This is a genomic window from Streptomyces sp. NPDC014995, assembly GCF_043080745.1.
Taxonomy (GTDB): Bacteria; Actinomycetota; Actinomycetes; order Streptomycetales; family Streptomycetaceae; genus Streptomyces.
In genome coordinates this window covers 327,262-348,949 of record NZ_JBIBVX010000003.1, presented here as the reverse complement: position 1 = coordinate 348,949, position 21,688 = coordinate 327,262, and the positions used below count along the sequence as shown (strand labels likewise).

The 21,688-nt window shown below is 70.5% G+C and carries 19 protein-coding genes; 2 read left to right on the top strand and 17 right to left on the bottom strand.

The genetic code is table 11. From position 1 onward, the window contains the following. Nucleotides 1-56 precede the first annotated feature (56 nt). From ruvX to ACF1A1_RS09000, 9 genes are all read right to left on the bottom strand, one after another. Nucleotides 57-521 (bottom strand): Holliday junction resolvase RuvX, encoded by a 465-nt coding sequence (gene ruvX / locus ACF1A1_RS09040; protein ID WP_391647204.1) that lies wholly within the window; start codon nucleotides 519-521, stop codon nucleotides 57-59. Nucleotides 522-556: 35 nt separating this feature from the next. Beyond that, nucleotides 557-3,229 (bottom strand): alanine--tRNA ligase, encoded by a 2,673-nt coding sequence (alaS, locus tag ACF1A1_RS09035; RefSeq protein ID WP_391646987.1) that lies wholly within the window; start codon nucleotides 3,227-3,229, stop codon nucleotides 557-559. Beyond that, nucleotides 3,229-3,597 carry a hypothetical protein gene (locus ACF1A1_RS09030; protein WP_391646985.1) on the bottom strand — a complete coding sequence of 123 codons (369 nt, stop codon included), beginning with the start codon at nucleotides 3,595-3,597 and terminating at the stop codon, nucleotides 3,229-3,231. The genes alaS and ACF1A1_RS09030 overlap by 1 nt, the downstream gene beginning before the upstream one ends. A 7-nt stretch (nucleotides 3,598-3,604) precedes the next feature. Then, complete coding sequence (locus tag ACF1A1_RS09025; protein ID WP_391646983.1) at nucleotides 3,605-4,039, bottom strand: DUF948 domain-containing protein; 435 nt, start codon at nucleotides 4,037-4,039, stop codon at nucleotides 3,605-3,607. A 223-nt stretch (nucleotides 4,040-4,262) separates the two neighbouring features. Beyond that, the gene (gene rpsD, locus ACF1A1_RS09020) at nucleotides 4,263-4,877 is read right to left on the bottom strand and encodes a 30S ribosomal protein S4 (RefSeq protein WP_055623782.1); all 615 of its coding nucleotides are present in this window, start codon (nucleotides 4,875-4,877) and stop codon (nucleotides 4,263-4,265) included. A 335-nt stretch (nucleotides 4,878-5,212) separates the two neighbouring features. Next, on the bottom strand, nucleotides 5,213-6,568 hold the full coding sequence (locus ACF1A1_RS09015; protein ID WP_391646981.1) for a replication-associated recombination protein A: 1,356 nt from the start codon (nucleotides 6,566-6,568) through the stop codon (nucleotides 5,213-5,215). A gap of 64 nt (nucleotides 6,569-6,632) precedes the next feature. Further along, entirely contained in the window at nucleotides 6,633-7,292 is a 660-nt protein-coding gene (locus ACF1A1_RS09010; protein WP_391646979.1) for a vitamin K epoxide reductase family protein, read from the bottom strand. Nucleotides 7,293-7,539: 247 nt separating this feature from the next. Further along, entirely contained in the window at nucleotides 7,540-8,802 is a 1,263-nt protein-coding gene (gene hisS / locus ACF1A1_RS09005) for a histidine--tRNA ligase (RefSeq protein ID WP_391646977.1), read from the bottom strand. Nucleotides 8,803-8,815: 13 nt separating this feature from the next. After that, nucleotides 8,816-9,523 (bottom strand): MBL fold metallo-hydrolase, encoded by a 708-nt coding sequence (locus ACF1A1_RS09000; RefSeq protein ID WP_391646975.1) that lies wholly within the window; start codon nucleotides 9,521-9,523, stop codon nucleotides 8,816-8,818. Between the two features lie 180 nt (nucleotides 9,524-9,703). Between ACF1A1_RS09000 and ACF1A1_RS08995 the strand changes: the two genes are divergently transcribed. Both ACF1A1_RS08995 and ACF1A1_RS08990 read left to right on the top strand, forming a co-directional pair. Beyond that, the gene (locus tag ACF1A1_RS08995) at nucleotides 9,704-10,519 is read left to right on the top strand and encodes a peptidylprolyl isomerase (RefSeq protein WP_391646973.1); all 816 of its coding nucleotides are present in this window, start codon (nucleotides 9,704-9,706) and stop codon (nucleotides 10,517-10,519) included. Between the two features lie 142 nt (nucleotides 10,520-10,661). Beyond that, nucleotides 10,662-11,891, top strand: coding sequence for a DUF349 domain-containing protein (locus ACF1A1_RS08990; protein ID WP_391646971.1), 1,230 nt, complete (start codon nucleotides 10,662-10,664; stop codon nucleotides 11,889-11,891). A 72-nt stretch (nucleotides 11,892-11,963) separates the two neighbouring features. Here the strand turns inward: ACF1A1_RS08990 and ACF1A1_RS08985 are convergent, their stop codons facing one another. From ACF1A1_RS08985 to yajC, 8 genes are all read right to left on the bottom strand, one after another. Continuing rightward, nucleotides 11,964-13,100, bottom strand: coding sequence for a caspase family protein (locus ACF1A1_RS08985; RefSeq protein ID WP_391646969.1), 1,137 nt, complete (start codon nucleotides 13,098-13,100; stop codon nucleotides 11,964-11,966). Next, a complete protein-coding gene (locus ACF1A1_RS08980; RefSeq protein ID WP_391646967.1) occupies nucleotides 13,084-13,509 on the bottom strand; it encodes a hypothetical protein in 426 nt (141 codons plus the stop codon). Before ACF1A1_RS08980 ends, ACF1A1_RS08985 begins: the two co-directional genes overlap by 17 nt. Next, on the bottom strand, nucleotides 13,502-14,860 hold the full coding sequence (locus tag ACF1A1_RS08975) for a protein kinase (protein WP_391646965.1): 1,359 nt from the start codon (nucleotides 14,858-14,860) through the stop codon (nucleotides 13,502-13,504). The genes ACF1A1_RS08980 and ACF1A1_RS08975 overlap by 8 nt, the downstream gene beginning before the upstream one ends. 40 nt (nucleotides 14,861-14,900) lie before the next feature. Continuing rightward, entirely contained in the window at nucleotides 14,901-17,429 is a 2,529-nt protein-coding gene (locus ACF1A1_RS08970) for a RelA/SpoT family protein (protein WP_391646963.1), read from the bottom strand. A gap of 181 nt (nucleotides 17,430-17,610) precedes the next feature. Further along, on the bottom strand, nucleotides 17,611-18,150 hold the full coding sequence (locus tag ACF1A1_RS08965; protein ID WP_391646961.1) for an adenine phosphoribosyltransferase: 540 nt from the start codon (nucleotides 18,148-18,150) through the stop codon (nucleotides 17,611-17,613). Further along, nucleotides 18,147-19,265 (bottom strand): protein translocase subunit SecF, encoded by a 1,119-nt coding sequence (secF, locus tag ACF1A1_RS08960; RefSeq protein WP_391647202.1) that lies wholly within the window; start codon nucleotides 19,263-19,265, stop codon nucleotides 18,147-18,149. The genes ACF1A1_RS08965 and secF overlap by 4 nt, the downstream gene beginning before the upstream one ends. A gap of 2 nt (nucleotides 19,266-19,267) precedes the next feature. After that, nucleotides 19,268-21,031, bottom strand: a complete 1,764-nt coding sequence (gene secD / locus ACF1A1_RS08955) for a protein translocase subunit SecD (RefSeq protein ID WP_391646959.1) — start codon at nucleotides 21,029-21,031, stop codon at nucleotides 19,268-19,270. A gap of 138 nt (nucleotides 21,032-21,169) precedes the next feature. Further along, complete coding sequence (yajC, locus tag ACF1A1_RS08950) at nucleotides 21,170-21,658, bottom strand: preprotein translocase subunit YajC (RefSeq protein ID WP_391646957.1); 489 nt, start codon at nucleotides 21,656-21,658, stop codon at nucleotides 21,170-21,172. Between the last annotated feature and the right edge of the window lie 30 nt (nucleotides 21,659-21,688).

Below are 21,688 nucleotides of genomic sequence, written 5' to 3'. Positions count from 1 at the left end.
TTGTGCGGCAGCTGTTCGAACACGGCCGCATCGCGCGGAACGTTACCGTATCGCGATCAGATGACCACTTCGACGCCCTCGCCCGGTGCTGTACCTGACACCCGTTCGGATTCGAGCGCCTGCTGAAGGATGATCACAGCGGCTGCCTGGTCGATGAAGGAACGTCCCTTCTTGGACTTCACACCCGAGGCGCGCAGTCCCTGACTGGCCGTCACGGTGGTCATCCGCTCGTCGACGAGCCGGACCGGAACCGGTGCGATGCCCCTGGCCAGCTCCTGGGCGAAGCCGCGGACCTTCACGGCCGCCGGGCCCTCGCCCCCCTTGAGGGAGCGAGGGAGGCCGACGACGACCTCGATCGGTTCGTACTCCTCGACCAGCTGCTTCAGCCGGCGGTGAGCCGCCGGGACGTCACGGCCGGGGACGGTCTCCACCGGAGTGGCGAGGATCCCGTCGGGGTCGCACGAGGCGACCCCGATCCGGGCGTCCCCGACGTCGATCGCGAGGCGACGACCGCGGCGCATCACCGGGCCGTCCCCGCCCGTCTGCCGGTCGGCGCTCACTTGGCCGTTTCCGCCACGAGGCGCTCGACGGCGTCGACGGCCTCGCCGACGGCGGCCGGGTTCTGGCCCCCGCCCTGGGCGACGTCCGGCTTGCCGCCACCGCCGCCGCCGAGGGTCTTGGCGGCCGTACGGACCAGGTCACCGGCCCTGAGACCGCGCTCGCGGGCGGCCTCGTTGGTGGCGATGACCGTGAGCGGCTTGCCGTTCGCCACGGCGAACAGGGCGACCACGGCGGCCCGTCCGCCCTGGATGCGGCCCCGCACGTCGAGGACGAGCTTGCGCAGGTCGTCGGCGGTCGTGCCGTCCGGGACCTGACCGGTCACGAGAGCGACGCCGCGCACGTCCTTGGCGGACTCGGCGAGACCGGCGGCGGCCTGCAGCACCTTCTCGGCGCGGAACTTCTCGATCTCCTTCTCGGCGTCCTTCAGCTTGCCGAGCATCGCGGAGACCTTCTCCGGGAGCTCCTCCGGACGGCCCTTGATCAGCTCCTGGAGCTGGGCGACGACGGTGTGCTCGCGGGCGAGGAAGTTGTAGGCGTCGACACCGACGAGGGCCTCGATACGGCGGACACCCGAGCCGATGGACGACTCGCCGAGCAGCTTCACCAGGCCCAGCTGGGCGGTGTTGTGCACGTGCGTGCCGCCGCACAGCTCCTTGGAGAAGTCGCCGATGGTCACCACGCGGACGCGCTCGCCGTACTTCTCGCCGAACTCGGCGATGGCGCCCTGCTTCTTGGCCTCGTCGATGCCCATGACGTCGGCGCGCACGTCGAGGTCGCGGGCGAGCACCTCGTTGATCTTCTGCTCGACGTCGGTCATGACCGTCTGCGGCACGGCGGACGGGGAGCCGAAGTCGAAGCGGAAACGGCCGGGCTGGTTCTCGGAACCGGCCTGGGCGGCCGTCGGACCGAGGGCGTCACGCAGCGCCTGGTGGGTCAGGTGCGTGGCCGAGTGGGCGCGGGCGATGGCCGTGCGGCGCTTGGCGTCGATCGAGGCGTGGGCCTTGGCGCCGACGGTGATCTCGCCGACCTGGACGACGCCCTTGTGGACGTACACGCCCGGGACCGGCTTCTGGCAGTCGCGCACCTCGACGACGGCGCCGGAGTCCACCTTGATGCGGCCGGTGTCGCCGATCTGGCCGCCGCCCTCGGCGTAGAACGGGGTGCGGTCGAGGACGACCTCGACCTCGTCGCCCTCGGTGGCGGCCGGGGAGGACACGCCGTCGACGAGGATGCCGACGATGGTGGACTCGCCCTGGGTGTCGGAGTAGCCGATGAACTCGGTCTCGCCGGAGGAGTCGGCGATCTCGCGGTAGGCGCCGAGATCGGCGTGGCCGGTCTTCTTGGCCTGGGCGTCGGCCTTGGCGCGCTCCCGCTGCTCCTTCATCAGGCGGCGGAAACCGTCCTCGTCCACGGAGAGGCCCTGCTCGGCGGCCATCTCCAGGGTGAGGTCGATCGGGAAGCCCCACGTGTCGTGGAGCAGGAAGGCCTTGTCGCCGGAGAGGACGGTGCCGCCGGCCTGCTTGGTCTCGGTGACGGCGGTGTCGAGGATGTTGGTGCCGGCCTTCAGCGTCTTGAGGAAGGCGTTCTCCTCGGCCAGGGCGACCTTCTCGATCCGCTCGCGGTCGGTGACCAGCTCGGGGTACTGCTGGCCCATCATCCCGATCACCACGTCGATCAGGTCCTGGACGACCGGACCGGTGGCACCGAGCAGCCGCATGTTGCGGATGGCGCGGCGCATGATGCGGCGCAGGACGTATCCACGGCCCTCGTTGCCCGGGGTGACGCCGTCGCCGATGAGCATGGTGGCGGTGCGCATGTGGTCGGTGACGACGCGCAGGGAGACGTCCGAGTCGTGGGCGTCACCGTAGGCCACCCCGGTCAGCTCGGTGGCCTTGTCGATGACGGCCATGGAGGTGTCGATCTCGTACATGTTCTGCACGCCCTGCAGAATCATGGCGAGGCGCTCCAGGCCGAGGCCCGTGTCGATGTTCTTGCTCGGCAGGTCGCCGAGGATCTCGAAGCTCTCCTTGCCGGTGCCCTCGCCCCGCTCGTACTGCATGAAGACGAGGTTCCAGATCTCCACGTACCGCTCGTCGTTGACGGCGGGGCCGCCCTCGACGCCGAACTCGGGGCCGCGGTCGTAGTTGATCTCGGAGCACGGGCCGCAGGGGCCGGGGACGCCCATCGACCAGTAGTTGTCCTTCATGCCCAGGCGCTGGATGCGCTCCTTGGGCACGCCGACGACGTCGTGCCAGATGCGCTCGGCCTCGTCGTCGTCCTTGTAGACGGTGATCCACAGGCGCTCGGGGTCGAGGCCGTAACCGCCCTTGTCCTGGGTGCTGGTGAGCAGCTCCCAGGCGAGCTTGATGGCGCCTTCCTTGAAGTAGTCGCCGAAGGAGAAGTTGCCGCACATCTGGAAGAACGTGCCGTGCCGCGTGGTCTTGCCGACCTCTTCGATGTCGGGCGTGCGCACGCACTTCTGCACGCTGGTGGCGCGCGCGAAGGGCGGCTTGACCTCACCCAGGAAGTAGGGCTTGAAGGGCACCATGCCGGCCGGGACGAGGAGCAGAGTCGGGTCGTCCGCGATGAGCGACGCCGAAGGGACGACGGTGTGCCCGCGCTCCTCGAAGAAGCTCAGCCAGCGGCGGCGGATCTCAGCCGACTCCATCAGTGGTCCTCATTCCGGTTGTACGAGTGCTTCGTCTGCGAGTACGTCGTGTTCTCGATGTACTGGGCGTTCTTCGGTGTGCTGCGGTTCTCGATGGCGGCGTACCGCCGGGGCGCCGGGAGTTCGGGGTCCGTGTGGATCCCGAGTGCCTCCTCCAGCTCGGCCTCCCGCCGGGCCATGTTGTCGCGGACGTCGAGCGCGAAGCCCACCGCTCGGTCCTTGAGGCGTGCTCCCGTCTCGAGGGCCTTGTTGGCCGCGGTCGCGGCGAGGCTCTCGGGGGTCAGCTGCTTCAGCTTGCGATTGACCTTGGTGGTGGCCCACACACCGGCGGCGACGCCTGTGCTGAACCAGAACGTACGGCGGAACATTGCTGCGTCAGTCCTTCTTCCGCTTCGCCCGCCGCGAGGCCGGGACGGTGCGGCCCACGATCACGGTACGCCGGGGCTTTTGGGTGGGCACGTCGTCCTTGCGGCCGCCGAGGGCCCGGCGGACGCCGTAGCCGAAGGCGGCGACCTTCACCAGGGGCCCGCCGAAGGTGGAGGCGACCGTGGTGGACAGCGCGGAGGCGTTCGAGGTGACCTCCTGGACGTCCGAGGCGATCGCGTCGACCCGGTCGATCTGGGTCTGCGCCGAGCGCACCGCGGCGGACGCGTCTGCCAGCAACGGAACGGCCTGGTCGGTCACGTCCGCGACCAGCTTGGTGGTCGCCCTGAGCGTCTGGGCCAGCCTCGCCAGCGCGACGGCGAGGAAGGAGACCAGGATCGCCCAGAACACGGCCACCAGGATGCCGGCCACCTCTCCACCGGACACTGCGCACCCGCTCCCTGATACGTGCCTCTGCATCGAAAAAGTCGTGCACCGAGCCTATCGCGCCGCAGGCGGCGCTCCGAACCGGATTTTGCCGGTGCGGACCGCCGGGTAGCCACGGCGCTCCCACCCATGCGCGCACAAAGCGCGAACCCGCCGCCCCGCCCGCCCGGAAGGGCGGAGGGACGACGGGTTCGGGCGCAGAAGTCCTACGACCGCCGAGGGATCAGCGGGCGTAGTACTCGACGACGAGCTGCTCGTCGCAGATCACCGGGATCTCCTTGCGGTTCGGCTCACGGTCCAGGCGGAACGCCAGGGCCTTGAGGTTCACCTGGAGGTAGCGCGGGATCTCACCGTCGGGGGCGAAGCCACCCTCACGGGCGATCGAGAAGAGGGTCTTCTCGCGGCTGCGCTCGCGGACCATCACGACGTCGTCGGGCTTGACGCGGAAGGACGGCTTGTCGACCTTCTGGCCGTTGACCTCGATGTGGCCGTGGACGACCATCTGGCGGGCCTGGTAGATCGTGCGGGCGATGCCCGAACGCAGCACCAGGGCGTCGAGGCGACGCTCCAGCTCGATGATCAGGGCCTCACCGGTCTTGCCCTGAACCTTGGAGGCACGCTCGTAGGCGCGGACGAGCTGGCGCTCGGACACGTCGTACTGCGCGCGCAGACGCTGCTTCTCGAGCAGACGGACCTTGTAGTCCGAGTTCTGCTTGCGGCCACGGCCGTGCTCACCCGGCGGGTAGGGGCGGGCCTCGAAGTACTTGACGGCCTTCGGGGTCAGCGCGATACCGAGGGCACGCGACTTCTTGACCTTGGGGCGGGACTGGTTCGCCATGAACCAAACACCTCGTGTCTCTTATGCGAATACGGCTTCACCAGGGTTAGGGGAGGTCGCATCCGCAGCCTGGGAAACCCCGCCTGTCCTGATGGACGGGCCGGGCAGCCGCTCCCTGGTCTGGGCACATACGTGCAGCACGCGAGTGGCCCACCGACCGTCCCGGAGATCCGAGTGGTGGTGGGCTGCCCGCGACACCGTTCGACGGTGCGCGACGCTCCTGGAGTTCCTGGCGGACCAGGTCTCCGGCTGGATGTCCCGCTCTGGTGAGCCGGCCCCTCTTTCACAAGGGCCCGGACACGGGACGCAGCACTTCGGCCGATTCTACAGGGTGCTCAGGACCGCTTGCGACCGAGGTGTTTCCTGGTCCACTCCACGGCGTCCGCGTACCGCGCCTCGGCGCCGTGCCGGGTGGGCGTGTAGTACTCGCGCTCCTTGACGGTGTCCGGGGCGTACTGCTGCGCGGCGATCCCCTCGGGCAGGTCGTGCGGATACACGTACCCCTGCGCGTGCCCCAGCTTGGCCGCGCCCTTGTAGTGCCCGTCCCGCAGATGCGGCGGCACGGGCCCGGCCAGTCCCTTGCGTACGTCGTCCAGGGCGGCGCCGATCGCCGTCGTCGCGGAGTTGGACTTGGGGGCGAGGGCGAGGGCGATGGTGGCGTGGCTGAGGGTGAGGGCGGCCTCGGGGAAGCCGATCATGGCGACGGCCTGGGCGGCGGCGACCGCGATGGGCAGGGCGTGCGGATCGGCGAGGCCGATGTCCTCGCTGGCGGAGATCATCAGGCGGCGGGCGATGAAGCGGGGGTCCTCGCCGGCCTCGATCATGCGGGCCAGGTAGTGCAGGGCGGCGTCGACGTCGGAGCCGCGGATGGACTTGATGAGCGCGCTGGCGACGTCGTAGTGCTGGTCGCCGTCGCGGTCGTACTTCACGGCGGCGCGGTCGACCGTCTCCTCCAGTGTCGAGAGGGCGATGTCGGTCTCGTCCTTGTCGAGCGCGGCCCCGGCGGCCGCCTCCAGGGCGGTCAGGGCGCGGCGGGCGTCGCCGCCGGCGATGCGCAGGAGATGGGCCTCGGTGTCCTCGGGGAGGGTGACGGCGCCCCTGAGGCCGCGGTCGTCGGCGAGGGCGCGCCGGATCAGGCCGCGCAGGTCGTCGTCGGTGAGCGGTTCGAGGGTGAGCAGCAGCGAGCGGGACAGCAGCGGCGAGATCACCGAGAAGTACGGGTTCTCGGTCGTCGCCGCGATCAGGGTCACCCAGCGGTTCTCGACGGCCGGGAGGAGGGAGTCCTGCTGGGCCTTGCTGAAGCGGTGGATCTCGTCGAGGAAGAGGACGGTCTCCTTGCCGAAGCCACCGGTGGCGCGGCGGGCGCCGTCGATGACCGCGCGGACCTCCTTGACTCCGGCGGTGATCGCGGACAGCTCGACGAAGCGCTTGTTGGTGGCCTTGGAGACGACGTAGGCGAGGGTGGTCTTGCCGGTGCCGGGCGGGCCCCAGAGGATCACCGAGGAGGGACCGGCCGGCCCCTTGGCGCCCTCGCCGACCAGGCGGCGCAGGGGTGAGCCCGGCTTCAGCAGGTGCTGCTGGCCGACGACCTCGTCGAGGGTGCGCGGACGCATCCGGACCGCCAGCGGGCTGCCGGCGGGGTCCTTCTCCTGGCGTTCTTCTGCTGCGGCGGTGAACAGGTCGGGCTCCACGCTGAAACCCTAAATCACCGCACCGACAATCCGGCCGGGGCGGCCGGCGGCCCGGGATCCGGGGTCAGCTGGTCCAGAACTCCCACCAGCGGGTCAGGATCAGCATGCCGATGATGCCGATGTGCAGCACCGGCAGGACCCAGGTGAACTCGCCGAAGAAGCTCTTCAGCCAGCCCGGCGCGGGCAGGAAGCCCTTGCGGACGTTGAACGAGGTCACGTACCAGAACATGACGATCGTGGCGACCCAGGCCAGGCAGCACCACAGGCACAGGGCGTTGATCCGGTACAGGGACTGGAACATCAGCCACGCGCAGAAGCCGACCCCGAAGAGCGTGCCGGCGTTGAAGGTGAGCCAGTACCACCGCGGGAAGCGGGCGCCTGCCAGCAGGCTCATGCCGACGCAGACGACGATGCCGTAGGCGACGAGGCCGAGCATCGGGTTGGGGAAGCCGAAGGCGGCGGCCTGCTCGCTCTCCATGACGCTGCCGCAGGAGACGATGGGGTTCAGGCTGCAGCCGGGAGTGAACGTCTTGCCCTCGACCTTCGCCTCGAGCAGCTTGAACTTGTCGATCGTGATGACCCACGCGGCGAGCAGACCGGCCGCGCCGGTGATCACCAGCAGCAGGGCCAGCGCCCGGCTGCCACCCGCAGTCCCCGGCGCGGCCACCTCGGCGCGCTCCGGCTCGGGTTCCGTGGAGACGTCCTTGACTGTCGTCTTGCTCATCACGCCGATTCCGTCACTTGAGACTTGGACCTTCTTCGGGCAAGGGCCATTGTGCCGCACCCGCGCGTGTACACACCGTTCGCTTCACATAAGGGTGAACGTCTGACGCCCGGCGGGTGCTCGGTTCCGGCCACGCGCCGGGTACGACGAAGGCGCCGGACGCCCCTCGAGGCATCCGGCGCCCGTGCGCGAACCAGGCCGTCTCTGTCGGATCAGCCCGACTCGGGGGTGATCCGAAAGACACGATCTAGCCGAGCCGCGACTCCAGTTCCGCGACGATCTCGTTGACGCCGACCGCCGTCTGCTCGCCGGAGTCCATGTCCTTGAGCTGGACGACACCCTCGGCGAGGTCGCGCTCGCCGGCGACGATCGTGTAGCGGGCGCCGCTGCGGTTGGCGTTCTTCATGGCGCCCTTGAGGCCCTTGGCGCCGTAGGAGAAGTCGGCGGCGACGCCGAGCTTGCGCAGTTCGGTGACCTTGGCGAAGAGGACGCGGCGGGCCTCCTCGCCGAGCGGGACGGCGAACACGCTGGTGGACGCGGGGAGTTCCAGCTCGACGCCCTCCGCCTCCAGCGCCAGGACCGTGCGGTCGACGCCGAGGGCCCAGCCGACCGACGGCAGCGCGGGGCCGCCGATCATCTCCGACAGGCCGTCGTAGCGGCCGCCGCCGCCCACCGCGGACTGCGAGCCGAGACCGTCGTGGACGAACTCGAAGGTCGTCCGGGTGTAGTAGTCCAGGCCGCGGACCAGCTTGGGGTCGTCCTCGAAGGCGACACCGGCGGCCGTGATCAGCTCGCGGACCTCCTCGTGGTACGCCTTGCAGGCGTCGCAGAGGTAGTCGCGCAGGAGGGGGGCGCCCGTCAGCTGCTTCTGCACCGACTCGCGCTTGTCGTCCAGGACGCGCAACGGGTTGATCTCCGCACGGCGCAGGGTGTCCTCGTCCAGGTCCAGGCCGCGCAGGAAGTCCTGCAGGGCGGCCCGGTAGACGGGGCGGCACTCCTTGTCGCCCAGGCTGTTGAGCAGGATGCGGAAGTTCCTGAGCCCCAGCGAGCGGTACGCCTGGTCGGCCAGGATGATCAACTCGGCGTCCAGCGCCGGGTCCTCGGCGCCGATCGCCTCGGCGCCGACCTGGGAGAAGTGGCGGTAGCGGCCCTTCTGGGGGCGCTCGTAGCGGTAGTACGAGCCGGAGTACCAGAGCTTGACCGGCAGGTTGCCCGCCTTGTGGAGGTTGGCCTCCAGGGCGGCACGCAGGACGGACGCGGTGCCCTCCGGCCGCAGGGCGAGCCGGTCGCCGCCCTTGGTCTCGAAGGCGTACATCTCCTTGGTCACGATGTCCGTGGACTCACCGACACCGCGCGCGAACAGCTCGACGTTCTCGAAGCCGGGCGTCTCGATGTAGCCGTACCCGGAGTTGCGCAGCGGCGCGGCGATCGCCTCACGGACGGCCAGGTACTGGGCGCTGTCCGGCGGGATCAGGTCGTACGTGCCCTTGGGGGCCTTGAAGGTGCTCACGGGAGGTCTCTCGTCACATTCCTCGTCGGGGAGCCTGCGATGCTCCCTGGCCGGCGGCCACCTGCCGCAGATACGGGTTGGTGGCGCGCTCCTGGCCGATGGTCGTCTGGGGGCCGTGGCCGGACAGCACCACGGTCGAGTCGTCGAGCGGCAGGCACACGCGGGCCAGCGAGTCGAGCATCTCGGCCATGTCACCGCCGGGCAGGTCGGTGCGTCCGATGGAGCCGGCGAACAGCAGGTCGCCCGAGAAGAACACGGACGGTATCTCCGCCGCCTCGGGCATCCGGAAGGTCACCGACCCCTTGGTATGGCCCGGCGCGTGCGCGACGGAGAACTCCAGCCCCGCCAGGTCCAGTCGCGCGCCGTCGGTCAGCTCCCGGACGTCGTCCGGCTCCCCCACCGTCAGCTCGCCCATCAGCGGCATCCCGATGGACCGGCCGAGCGACTTCTCGGGGTCGCTCATCATGTACCGGTCCTCGGGGTGGATCCAGGCCGGTACGTCGTGCGCGCCGCAGACCGGGACGACCGAGGCCACGTGGTCGATGTGGCCGTGGGTGAGGACGACGGCGACGGGCTTGAGCCGATGCTTCCTGATCGCTTCCTCGACTCCGGGGGCCGCCTGGTGGCCCGGGTCGATGATCACGCACTCCTCACCGGCGGCGGGGGCGACGAGATAACAGTTCGTCCCCCAGGCCCCGGCGGGGAACCCGGCAATGAGCACGATCGTCCTTCGTTGTGTCGGTACGGGAGGGCTTGCGAGCGGCTACGCCCGTCGTCAGAGCCTACCGGCGCTGCCGATTCCTCAGCGAACCCATATACGGTACGGGGCACACGCAGGCGGTCGGCTCTCAAGGACGCACGCGTACCGGTCGACCTACGAGACCCATGAGGAGAGAACCCGGTGGTCACCCAGGAACAGCGCAAGCGTCAGCTCGCCCGGGAGAAGTTCTTGCGGCAGCAGCAGCGCCGCACGGCCGCGCGGCGCAAGGCGCGCGTGCGCAACTCGGTGATCGCGTCGGTGCTCGGCGTGGTCCTGGTGGGCAGCCTGGCGCTGTACACGACGGGCGTCCTGAAGGACGACGACAAGACGAACGCGAGCTCGGAGGCCACCCCGTCCGCCACTCCCAGCGCGGTCGAGGACCCCTGCGAGAAGCCCGCCGCGGGCTCGGTCACGTCGCAGAGCTGGAAGAAGGAGCCGGCGATGTCGATCGACAAGTCGGCGAAGTACACGATGAAGCTCGCGACGACGTGCGGTGAGATAGACGTCGCGCTGAAGGCGTCGGCGGCCCCGCACACGGTGAACTCGTTCAACTTCCTCGCGTCGAAGGGCTACTTCGACCACACCAAGTGCCACCGGCTCACCACCAACGGCATCTACGTGCTCCAGTGCGGCGACCCGACGGGCAGCGGCAGCGGCGGACCGGGCTACACGATCCCGGACGAGAACCTGAAGGACGCGAGCCTCAAGGACAACGTGTACCCGGCGGGCACGGTCGCGATGGCCAACACCGGTCAGGCGCACACCGGCGGCAGCCAGTTCTTCCTCGTCTACCAGGACAGTTCGCTGCCGCCCAGCTACACACCGTTCGGTACGGTGTCGGCCGAGGGCATGAAGGTCCTGAAGAAGATCGCCGCCGCGGGCGAGAACACGGGCGCCGGTGACGGTGCTCCGAACGCGACGGTCGTGATTGACAAGGCGACGGTCACGAAGTCCTGACCGCAAGGCGGTCAACTGCGCAATTTCGGTCGTGCGGGATGCGGACAGGCGACCCGCCGGTCGCCTATGTTGGCCGTGACGAAACTGTGGACGATGCCGGGGGCGCCGAAGCCCCACGCAGGCATCATGTGGAGGAGGCGCTGTGAGCAGCGACCCGTGGGGCCGCGTCGACGAGACGGGGACCGTGTACGTGCGTACGGCCGACGGCGAGCAGGTCGTCGGTTCCTGGCAGGCAGGCTCCCCCGAGGAGGCGCTGGCCTACTTCGAGCGCAAGTACGAGGGCCTGGTTGTCGAGATCGGCCTCCTCGAGAAGCGAGTCCAGACCACCGACCTGTCGGCGAAGGACGCCCAGGCCGCCATCGACCACCTGCGCGAGCAGGTGGACGCACACCACGCGGTCGGCGACCTGGACGCGCTGCGGGTCCGGCTGGACAAGCTGGTGGCGACGGTCGAGGCGCGCCGCGAGGAGCGCAAGCAGCAGCGCGCCAAGCAGTCCGACCAGGCCCGCCGGGCCAAGGAGGACCTGGTCACGGAGGCGGAGCAGCTCGCCCAGTCCGACCAGTGGCGGGCGGCCGGTGAGCGGCTGCGGGCCCTGGTGGACATCTGGAAGGGTCTGCCGCGCCTGGACCGCAAGTCGGACGACGAGCTGTGGCACCGGTTCTCCCACGCGCGCTCGGCGTTCTCCAAGCGTCGCAAGGCGCACTTCGCGCAGCTGGACGCGCAGCGCGAGGAGGCCCGCCGGACCAAGGAGCGGCTGGTCGCCGAGGCCGAGGCGCTGTCGGGTTCGACGGACTGGGGTCCGACGGCCGCGCGCTACCGCGAGCTGATGGCCGAGTGGAAGGCCGCGGGCCGGGCCCAGCGCGAGCACGAGGACGACCTGTGGAACCGCTTCCGCGGCGCCCAGGACGTCTTCTTCGCCGCCCGCAGCTCGGTCTTCGCCGAGCGGGACGCCGAGCAGGGGGAGAACCTGAAGCTGAAGGAGGGGCTGGCCGAGGAGGCCGAGAAGCTCCTGCCGATCGAGGACCTGAAGGCGGCCCGGGCCGCGTTCCGCTCGATCAACGAACGCTGGGAGGCCATCGGCCATGTGCCGCGGGACGCCCGGCCGAAGGTCGAGGGCCGGATGCACGCCGTGGAGCGGGCGATCCAGGAGGCCGAGGAGGCGGAGTGGCGCCGGACGAACCCGGAGGCACGCGCGCGTGCCGAGGGTCTGACCGGTCAGCTCCAGGCGGCGGTGGACAAGCTGAAGTCCCAGATCGAGCAGGCGCGCGCCCAGGGCAACACCGCCCGGGCCGACAAGCTGGAGCGGGAGCTGGAGGGCCGTCAGGCGCTGCTGGACCAGGCGCTGAAGGGTCTGCAGGAGTTCGGCGGCTGAGCGAGCCGGCCCGTCGCGGTCGTCGCGGCCCGGCTGTGGGAGACCACGGCCGGGCCGTCGCGCGTTCCGGCCTCAGCCCGGCCCGCCCCGCTCGCTGATGTCCAGGGCGTGCTTGAGCACCTCGCAGGCCTGGAGGTGGTTGCCGGACTCCTGAAGCAGGTCGGCCAGCCGTCGGCAGACCAGGACGGCCTCGGGGCCGTACACCTTGTGGACCTGCTGGAAGGCGTGTTCCAGGACTTCGATGGCCTCCTTGACCTGGCCGGTCTCGGAGAGCAGCTCGGAGAGTTCGAGCTGGACGGCGAGCAGGTCGCCCTCGGCGCGGGCGGTCTGCTGTTCCTGAAGGGCGAGCCGCAGCACGGGCAGGGCGTCGCGGGTGTTGCCCTCGGCGCGCAGCAGGCGGGCGACGGCGAGGCCGGTGGAGACCATGGCGGCGCGCAGGTCGGCGGGCAGGACCGGTCCGGCGGGGGCGTGGTGGCCGGCGCGGGCCTTGTTGCGGGCCAGCGCGAGGCGTCCGACGCCGTTCTCCTGGGAGTGCTGGGGCAGCGGGCGGTTCTTGGCGCGCAGGCGTTCCAGGAGGACGCGGTAGAGCGTGTCGAGGTCGATCAGCTCGGGGCCGTCCTCGACGCCGTGGCGCAGGACGCCGAGGAGTTCCCCGGTGAAGGCGGTGTAGCGCTCGCCGTCGGGGGCCAGGGCGATCCGGTCGCGGGGTGAGGCGGTCAGCACGTAGGCGCCGTCGACGGCGGCCTCGGCTGCGAGGACGTCCCCGCCGGCCAGGGCGCGGGCGGCGCGGCCGCTGAAGCAGCAGTCGAGGACGACGATCTTGCGGCGGGCGCGGGCGGAGCGCAGGGCGGAGCGCAGGTGCTGGTAGGCGACGGCCGTGTAGCCGAGGTGTTCGCGGGTGTCGCCGAGGGCGAGGTAGAGGTCGGCGGACTCGGCGTCGCGCATGCCGTGTCCCGCGAAGTAGACGAGGAGGGTGTCGGTGGCCTCCTCGCTCGCCTGGTAGACGGGGTCGAGGATCGTCTGGGGGCTGAGCGGGTCGGTGACGACCGTGCAGTGCTGTACGGGCAGCCCCCAGACGGTGGCGTCGCACAGTTCGGCGGCGAGGTCGATGACGCCCGCCTCGACGGCGGGGAGCTGGGGCAGGTGGCGGTAGGAGGCGGTGCCGATGAGGACGGCCCGCGAGCGCGCCGGGTCAGGCAGTGCCGTCATCGCCTCCGCTTCCCTCGGTGCGCGCGCCGGGCACGGTGGCGGGCCGGGTGTCCCCGTCGAGGAGCGTCACGAGACGGCGTACGGTCTCCTCGTCGCGGGCCGCCCGGGCGGTGAGCAGGACCTCCACGTCGCCGCGGCGCAGGGTGACGGCCGGGGCGCGTCGGCGGGAGGTCTGCCACTGCAGGACGGAGACGACGAGGGAGGCCGCGGACAGGCCGCCGGAGACCGCGAACTGGAGGACGTCGAAGCCGGTGCCCATGCCGCCGGGCGGGGGCGGGCCGGCGCTGCCGGGGCGGACGGGCAGGTCGACGCCGTCGTCCTCGCGCAGCCAGTGCAGCAGGGAGCGCAGGTCGTCCTCGGTCCCCGTGGGGTCCAGACAGGCCGAGAGCTGCGCACCGGGGTCAGTCATCGTGTCCGTCCGTTCGTCGTGTCACGCGTCTGTTGACGCTGGAGAACAGCTTCAGCGCGTCGTGCCGGGCGTCCAGCCTGGCCAGGCACACGGCGTGCCAGTACTGGCTGGTCAGGGTGGTCGGATGGTCGGGTCCGAGGGTGGAGAGGCAGACGGGGACCACGACCGACAGCATCTGCGCGGCCTCCTGGAGCCGGCCGCGCAGCACCAGGTTGACCGCCTCGCGCTGCCGGGACAGCGCGCTCTGCGGGGTCATGCTGCCGAGGACGATCCGACGGGTGGCGTCGCTGAGGGTGGCGGGCCGGAAGGGGTCCGGGGGCGTCTCGCGCTGGGCCGGCAGGGCGGCCTCCTCGTCCCAGAGGTACTCGGGCACCTCCTCGACCCGGGACACCGGGTGGGGGACGCGGGGAACCACGTGCGCGGCGCGTACGGCGTCCTCGCGCACCCGCCCCTGCACGAGGTCCGCCAGGAGTTCCGTACCGCCGTAGGTCAGGGGCAGGAGGGTCTCGCGGATCGTCTCGGCGTTCTGGCGGCGTTGGGCGGGGTCCTGCCGGCACAGGTCGTCGACCAGTTGGCACAGGTCCTCGGGGCAGTCCCAACGGCGCCCGGACAGCTGGGGGACGCCGTCGCCGAGGGCGCGTTGAATGATGGCGCCGTAGTCGACGGTCGGGCCGAACGGCAGGTCGCCCGTGACCATCAGGTACAGACAGGCGCCGAGGCCGTACCAGTCCGCCGCGCGCTCGGGCAGTGCGCCGCGCATGGCCTCGGGCGCCATGAACTGCGGGGTGCCGACGATGGCACCGGTGCGGGTGATCGCGGCCTCGCCCGCCAGCCGGGCCAGTCCGAAGTCCTGGAGGACGACGCGCCCGCTGCGGGTGATGCCGACGTTGGTGGGCTTGACGTCGCGGTGCAGGACGCCGGCCGTGTGGGCGGCTTCGAGGGCCTCCGCGATGCCGAACGCCACCGTGCACACCACCGGGGTCGGTAAGGGAGCCCACTGCGAGACCAGGTCGGCCAGGCTCGTGCCGTCGAGCACCTGCATCACGAGGTACGGCGTGCCGTCGTGGACACCGCTGTCGTACAGCGTGACGACGCCGGGGTGGTCGATCCGGGCCAGGGCGCGGGCCTCGCGCCGGAAGCGGTCCCAGGCCTCGCTGTCGCCGGTCAGGCCGTCGACGGCGGTGAGCATCTTGACGGCGACGCGGCGGTCGAGCCGGGTGTCCTCCGCCTCGTAGACGACGCCCATGCCGCCGCGTCCGAGGAAGCGGACGGGCCGGTAGCGGTCGGCGACCAGGACGGGTACGGAGGGTGGCGCAGCGCTCGTGGATCCCTCGTGTCCCGGCCCGCCCATGCCCCGTCCCCCGTCTCCTCCGCTCAGGTCACCCCGTAGGTTACGGTCTCCGGGCCGACGTCACCCGGTAGACGTCGTAGACGCCCTCCACTCCGCGCACGGCCTTCAGGACGTGGCCCAGGTGCTTGGGGTCGCCCATCTCGAAGGTGAAGCGGGAGGTGGCGACGCGGTCGCGGGAGGTCTGGACGGCCGCGGAGAGGATGTTGACGTGCTGGTCGGACAGGACGCGGGTGACGTCCGAGAGGAGCCGGGAGCGGTCCAGGGCCTCGACCTGGATGGCGACCAGGAAGACCGAGGACTGGGTGGGCGCCCACTCGACGTCGAGGATGCGTTCCGGCTCGCGGGACAGTGAATCCACGTTGACGCAGTCGCTGCGGTGAACCGATACACCGCTACCGCGCGTGACGAATCCGATGATCGGATCGCCGGGGACGGGCGTACAGCAGCGGGCCAGCTTCACCCAGACGTCGTCGACGCCCTTGACCACGACACCGGGGTCGGTGCTGGTGCGCCGCTTGCGGCCGCGGGTGCGGGACGGCGGGACCGTCTCGTCGATCTCCTCGCTGGCCGCCTCCTCGCCGCCGAGGGCCTGCACCAGTTTCTGCACGACGTTCTGCGCGGCCACATGACCCTCGCCGATCGCCGCGTACAGCGAGGAGATGTCCGGGTAGCGCATCTCGTGCGCCAGCGTGACCAGCGAGTCGCCGGTGAGGATGCGCTGGATCGGCAGGTTCTGCTTGCGCATCGCCCGCGCGATGGCGTCCTTGCCCTGCTCGATCGCCTCGTCGCGGCGCTCCTTGGAGAACCAGGCGCGGATCTTGTTGCGGGCGCGCGGCGACTTGACGAAGCCGAGCCAGTCGCGGGACGGGCCGGCGCCGGGCGCCTTGGAGGTGAAGACCTCCACCAGGTCGCCGTTGTCCAGGGTGGATTCGAGCGGTACGAGCCTGCCGTTGACCCGTGCTCCTATGGTGCGGTGGCCGACCTCGGTATGGACGGCGTACGCGAAGTCCACCGGCGTGGCCCCGGCCGGGAGCGCGATGACGTCGCCCTTCGGGGTGAAGACGAAGACCTCGTTGCGGGAGAGGTCGAAGCGCAGCGACTCCAGGAACTCGCTGGGGTCCTCGGTCTCCTTCTGCCAGTCCAGCAGCTGCCGCAGCCACGCCATGTCGTTGATGGCGTCCTTGTCCTTGCCGGACGACTTGGGCGCGTCCGTACGGACCTTGGAGGCGCCGGCGACGGCTTCCTGCTTGTACTTCCAGTGCGCGGCGATGCCGTACTCGGCGCGGCGGTGCATGTCGAACGTGCGGATCTGGAGTTCGACCGGCTTGCCGTTGGGGCCGATGACCGTCGTGTGCAGCGACTGGTACATGTTGAACTTGGGCATCGCGATGTAGTCCTTGAACCGGCCGGGGACCGGGTTCCATCGCGCGTGCACCGTGCCGAGGGCCGCGTAGCAGTCGCGGACGGTGTCCACGAGGACGCGGATGCCCACCAGGTCGTAGATCTCCGCGAAGTCGCGGCCGCGGACGATCATCTTCTGGTAGACGCTGTAGTAGTGCTTCGGGCGGCCGGTGACGGTCGCCTTGATGCGGGCCGCGCGCAGGTCGGCCTGGACCTCGTCGGTCACTATGGCCAGGTACTCGTCGCGCTTGGGAGCGCGCTCGGCGACCAGGCGGACGATCTCGTCGTACATCTTGGGGTAGAGGATCGCGAAGGCGAGGTCCTCCAGCTCCCACTTGATGGTGTTCATGCCCAGGCGGTGGGCGAGCGGCGCGTAGATCTCGAGGGTCTCGCGCGCCTTCTTCTCCTGCTTCTCGCGCTTGAGGTAGCGCATGGTGCGCATGTTGTGCAGGCGGTCGGCGAGCTTGATGACCAGGACGCGCGGGTCCTTGGCCATGGCGACGACCATCTTGCGCACGGTCTCGGCCTGCGCGGCCTCGCCGAACTTGACCTTGTCCAGCTTGGTGACGCCGTCGACGAGCAGGGCGACCACGTCGCCGAAGTCGCGGCGCAGGTCGTCCAGGCCGTACTCGGTGTCCTCGACCGTGTCGTGCAGCAGGCCCGCCATGAGGGTGGCCGGGTCCATGCCCAGTTCGGCGAGGATCGTCGTCACCGCGAGCGGGTGCGTGATGTACGGGTCGCCGCTCTTGCGCTTCTGGCCGCGGTGCCAGCGTTCGGCGACCTGGTAGGCGCGCTCGATCTGGCGCAGCGTCGACGTCTCGATCTTGGGGTCGTTGCTGCGCACTATCCGCAGCAGGGGTTCCAGGACCGGGTTGTAGGGGTTCGCGCGCTGGACGCCGAGGCGGGCGAGGCGGGCGCGGACGCGGTTGGAGGAGCCGGAGCGGGCGGACGGCTGTGCGGCGGCCGGACGGGCGGCGGGCGTGGCCGCGGGGCGCTCGGTCGGGGCCGGCTTGGGGCGGGGCTGCTCGGCCGGCTTGTCGACGGGCGCGGAACGGTCGTGCTCGACCGGCCCGCGGGCGTCGTTCTGCGCTTGCGACGCGGGCGTGGCCGCCGGCGCCGAGGTGGACTCGGGCTTGGCGGCGGTCAGGTGCTGGGCCTCGTCTGGCAAGAGGACTCCTCGTGCGCGATCCGGGTCCCCCGGTCAGGCTCCGGAGCACCCATCGTAGCGAGCCTGGGCTCCAGGATCGCCTTCAGGCCGATGTGAGGGCCGTCTACCCGAGAAACGCAAGGGGCGGGCGCCGGATTCCTCCGGGCCCGCCCCTCGCGCTGCGACAGCCGTACGGCGGTGCTCAGACCGTGAGCAGCGCCTCCAGCGGCGCTCCGGCCAGGACCGCCTCCAGGCGGGGCCGGCCGCTCAGGAAGCCGAGTTCCATCAGGACGGCGACGCCCGCGACGCCGGCGCCCGCGCGCTGGATGAGCTGGATCGACGCCTCGGCGGTACCTCCGGTGGCGAGGACGTCGTCGACGATCAGGACGCGGTCGTCGGGGGTGAGGTCCTCGGCGTGGATCTCGATCTCGGCGGAGCCGTACTCCAGGTCGTAGGCCTGGGCGAGGGTGGCTCCGGGGAGCTTGCCCGCCTTGCGTACGGGGACGAAGCCGAGGCCGGCGCGGACGGCGACGGGGGCGCCGAGGATGAAGCCCCGGGCCTCCAGGCCGACGACCTTGGTGGCGCCGGTGCGCTCGGCGGTCTCGGCGAACGCGTCGGTGAGGGCGGTGAACGCCGCCGGGTCCGCGAGCAGCGGGGTGATGTCCTTGAACATCACGCCCGGCTCCGGGTAGTCGGCCACGTCACGGATGCGGCTGAGCAGCAGCTCCTTGATGTCGGTCACCGGCGCTTCCCCGAAGGTCGGCCGCGGCCCCGGCTGCGGGAGGCGGTCTGGGCGCGCGGGCCGACGACCGCGGCCGCCGCGCTCTCCGGCTCGTCGTCGTGCAGGTCGGCGCCGCGGGAGTCCGTGAACTCCTCGTCGTCGGCGGTGCCCTGGGCGCGCTTGGCGAAGACGCGCTTCTTCAGGGCCTTCATCTGCGGCTCGCGCTCCTTGAGGTCGGCGACGAGCGGCGTGGCGATGAAGATCGAGGAGTAGGCACCGGCCGCGAGGCCGACGAACAGCGACAGCGAGATGTCGTTGAGCGTGCCCGCGCCGAGGACGCCGCCACCGATGAACAGCAGGCCCGCCACCGGCAGCAGCGCGACGACCGTGGTGTTGATCGAGCGGACCAGGGTGCTGTTGATCGAACGGTTGGCGACGTCGCTGTAGGTCCAGCGGGTCTGCTTGGTGAGGTCCTTCGTCTGCTCCTTGAGGGAGTCGAAGACGACGACCGTGTCGTACAGCGAGTAACCGAGGATGGTCAGCAGACCGATGACCGTGCCCGGCGTGACCTCGAAGCCCACGAGGGCGTAGATGCCGACGGTGATGGTGATGTCGTGGATCAGGGCGACGAGCGCGGCGATGGCCATGCGCAACTCGAAGGCGATCGCCAGGTAGATCACGACGAGGACCATGAAGATCGCCAGACCCTGCCAGGCCTTGTCGGCGATCTGGTCACCCCAGCTGGGACCGACCAGGTCGGCCGCGATCGTCTCCGGGTCGACCTTGAAGTCCTCGGCGAGGGTCTCCTTGACCTCGTTGGACTGCTGGGTGTCCATGCCGGCGATCTGGATGCGCAGCGAGCCGTCGCCGAGCTTCTGCACGACCGCCTCGTGGCCGGCCGCCTCCTCCGCGGCGCTCTGCGCCTGCGAGACGGAGACGCTGGTGTTCTTCGCGGTGGTGAAGACGGCACCGCCCTGGAAGTCGATGCCCATGTTCAGGCCGCGGACCGCCAGGCCGACGATGGCCGTGATGGTGATCAGGATCGAGATGCCGTACCAGATCTTGCGGTGACCGATGAAGTCGTAGCTGATCTCGCCACGGTGCAGTCGGGCGCCGAGGTTGCCGAGTTTCGACACGCTCACGCCTCCTTCGTCTCGACGGGGCCGGCGGCCATACCGGCGGGACGGCGGGTGCGGCGCAGGGGCGGCTTGGCGCCCAGGCTCTTGGGGTCGAGGCCGGACCACTTGTGGCCGCTCGCGAAGAACTTGCGGCGCGCGGCCAGCGTCATCAGCGGCTTGGTGAAGAAGAAGACCACCACGACGTCGAGGACGGTGGTCAGACCGAGCGTGAACGCGAAGCCCTGGACCTTGCCGACGGTGACGACGAACAGCACCGCGGCGGCGAGGAACGACACGAAGTCGGAGACCAGGATGGTGCGCCGGGCGCGCGGCCAGGCCCGCTCGACGGCGGGGCGCAGGGAGCGGCCCTCGCGGATCTCGTCCCGGACGCGTTCGAAGTACACGATGAACGAGTCCGCGGTGATACCGATGGCGACGATGGCACCGCAGACGGCCGGCAGGTTCAGCGCGAAGCCGATGGCCGGGCCGAGCAGCGCCATGAGCACGTAGGTGAGGGCCGCGGAGACCAGCAGCGAGGCGATCGCGATGAGGGACAGGCCGCGGTAGTAGGCCACCAGGTAGATGACGACCAGGGCGAGGCCGATGGCGCCGGCGAGCAGACCCGCGTGCAGCTGGTCACCGCCGAGCGCGGCGGTCACCGTGGTGACGCTCTGCTCCTGGAAGGAGAGCGGGAGCGCGCCGTACGACAGCATGTTCGCGAGGTTCTGGGCCTCCTCCTGCGTGAAGCTGCCGGAGATCTGCGCCTGGCCACCGGTGATGGAGGAGCTGACGTACGGGCTGGAGACGACCTCGCCGTCGAGGACGATGCCGAACTGGTTCTGCGGGTCCTGGTTCTGCGCCAGCTGGGCCGTGATGTCCGCGAACTTCTTCGCGCCCTTGGGCTTGAAGTCCATGGTGACCTGCCAGCCGGCGGCGGTCTGCGTGTCGAAGACGGCCTGGGCCTTCTCGACCTCGGTGCCGTCGACGGCGGCCGGGCCGAGCAGGTACTTGTACCAGACGCCCTGGATCTCGCCGCAGCCCACGGTCGTGTCGCCGGGCTTGGCGCCCTCGCCGGCCTCGACGCGGACGGACTCCTTCGAGCAGTCCAGGGAGGCGTACGTCGCCTGGACCGCGGCCTCGTCGGTGGCACCGCCGCTCGCGGAGGCCGACGGGCTGGCGGAGGCACTGGCGCTCGCGGACGCCGACGGGGTGGGGTCGGCCTTCAGCGCGTCGGTGACGGCGCGGCCCTGAGAGGTCGCGGAGGCCGAGGGGGACGCGGAGGAGGAGGCCTTCTCACCGGGGGAGGCGCTCGTGGAGGGGGTCGGCGAGGCGGTGGACGAGCCGCTGGCGGACGGGCTCGGCGAGGCGCCCGCGGCCGAGCCGGTGGGCTCGCTGGCCAGGACCGGACGGAAGTACAGCTTGGCGGTGGTGCCGACCTGTTCCCGGGCTTCCTTGGAGTTGGTGCCCTTGGGGATGTTCACGATGATGTTGCTGTCGCCCTGGGTCTGCACCTCCGCCTCGGAGACGCCCAGCCCGTTGACACGGCGGTTCATGATCTCCACCGCGGTGTCCATGTTGGCCTTGTTGATCGCGGACCCTTGGTCGGCCTTCGCCTCGAGCGTGATGCTCGTACCGCCGGCAAGGTCGATGCCGAGACGGGGGGTGGTGTGCCCTGAGAGGAACATTCCCCCGGTGAGCGCCACGATGGCGATCAGGATCAGGGCCAGCGAGCGCCCCGGCTTGCTCTGGGCACTCGCGCTCCGGCCCTTTTTAGGTGCTGCCACCTTCTCGTACTCCCTCTCGGGCCGCCCCGCGCCGGGTCAGCGCGGCGGCGGCCATGACATGGTGTCGGGATCCCCTATGTGCGAGATGCGCGCGTCCCGGGGTGCGCGGGTCACGCCCGCGGCCCCCCGGGGGCGTGGCTACTTCTTCGCGTCGGAGTCGCCGTCGGTCTTCTTCGGCTCTGCTTCTGCCTCGACGTCGGCGGCCTGCTCCTCGGTCTCGTCCTTCTTGCCGAGGTCGACGGGCTTGTCGTCGGAGGCGGCGGCAGCGTCGGCGGACTCGTCGGTCTCGGTGAGGGAGGAGGCGTCGTCCGGGACGACGTCGGAGTCGGACTTCAGGTCGTGCTCGATGCCGTGGACGATGCGGTTGTACTCGTCGTCGGTCAGGACGGCGCCGATGGCGTTCTTCGCGAAGAGCAGCTCCACCCCCGGGCCGGCGTCGACGAGGACGGTGTCCTCGTTGACCTCCTTGACCGTCGCGTACATGCCCCCGATGGTGCGGATACCGCTGCCGGGCTGCATTGCGTTGCGCATGTCCACGGCCTGCTGCTGCTTCTTCTTCGCCGACCGGGTCATCAGGAACATGGCCCCGATGAGCACGATGAACGGGAGGAGGGTCACGAGACTCACGGGTCGGTACTTCCTTCACGCGACCGCGAT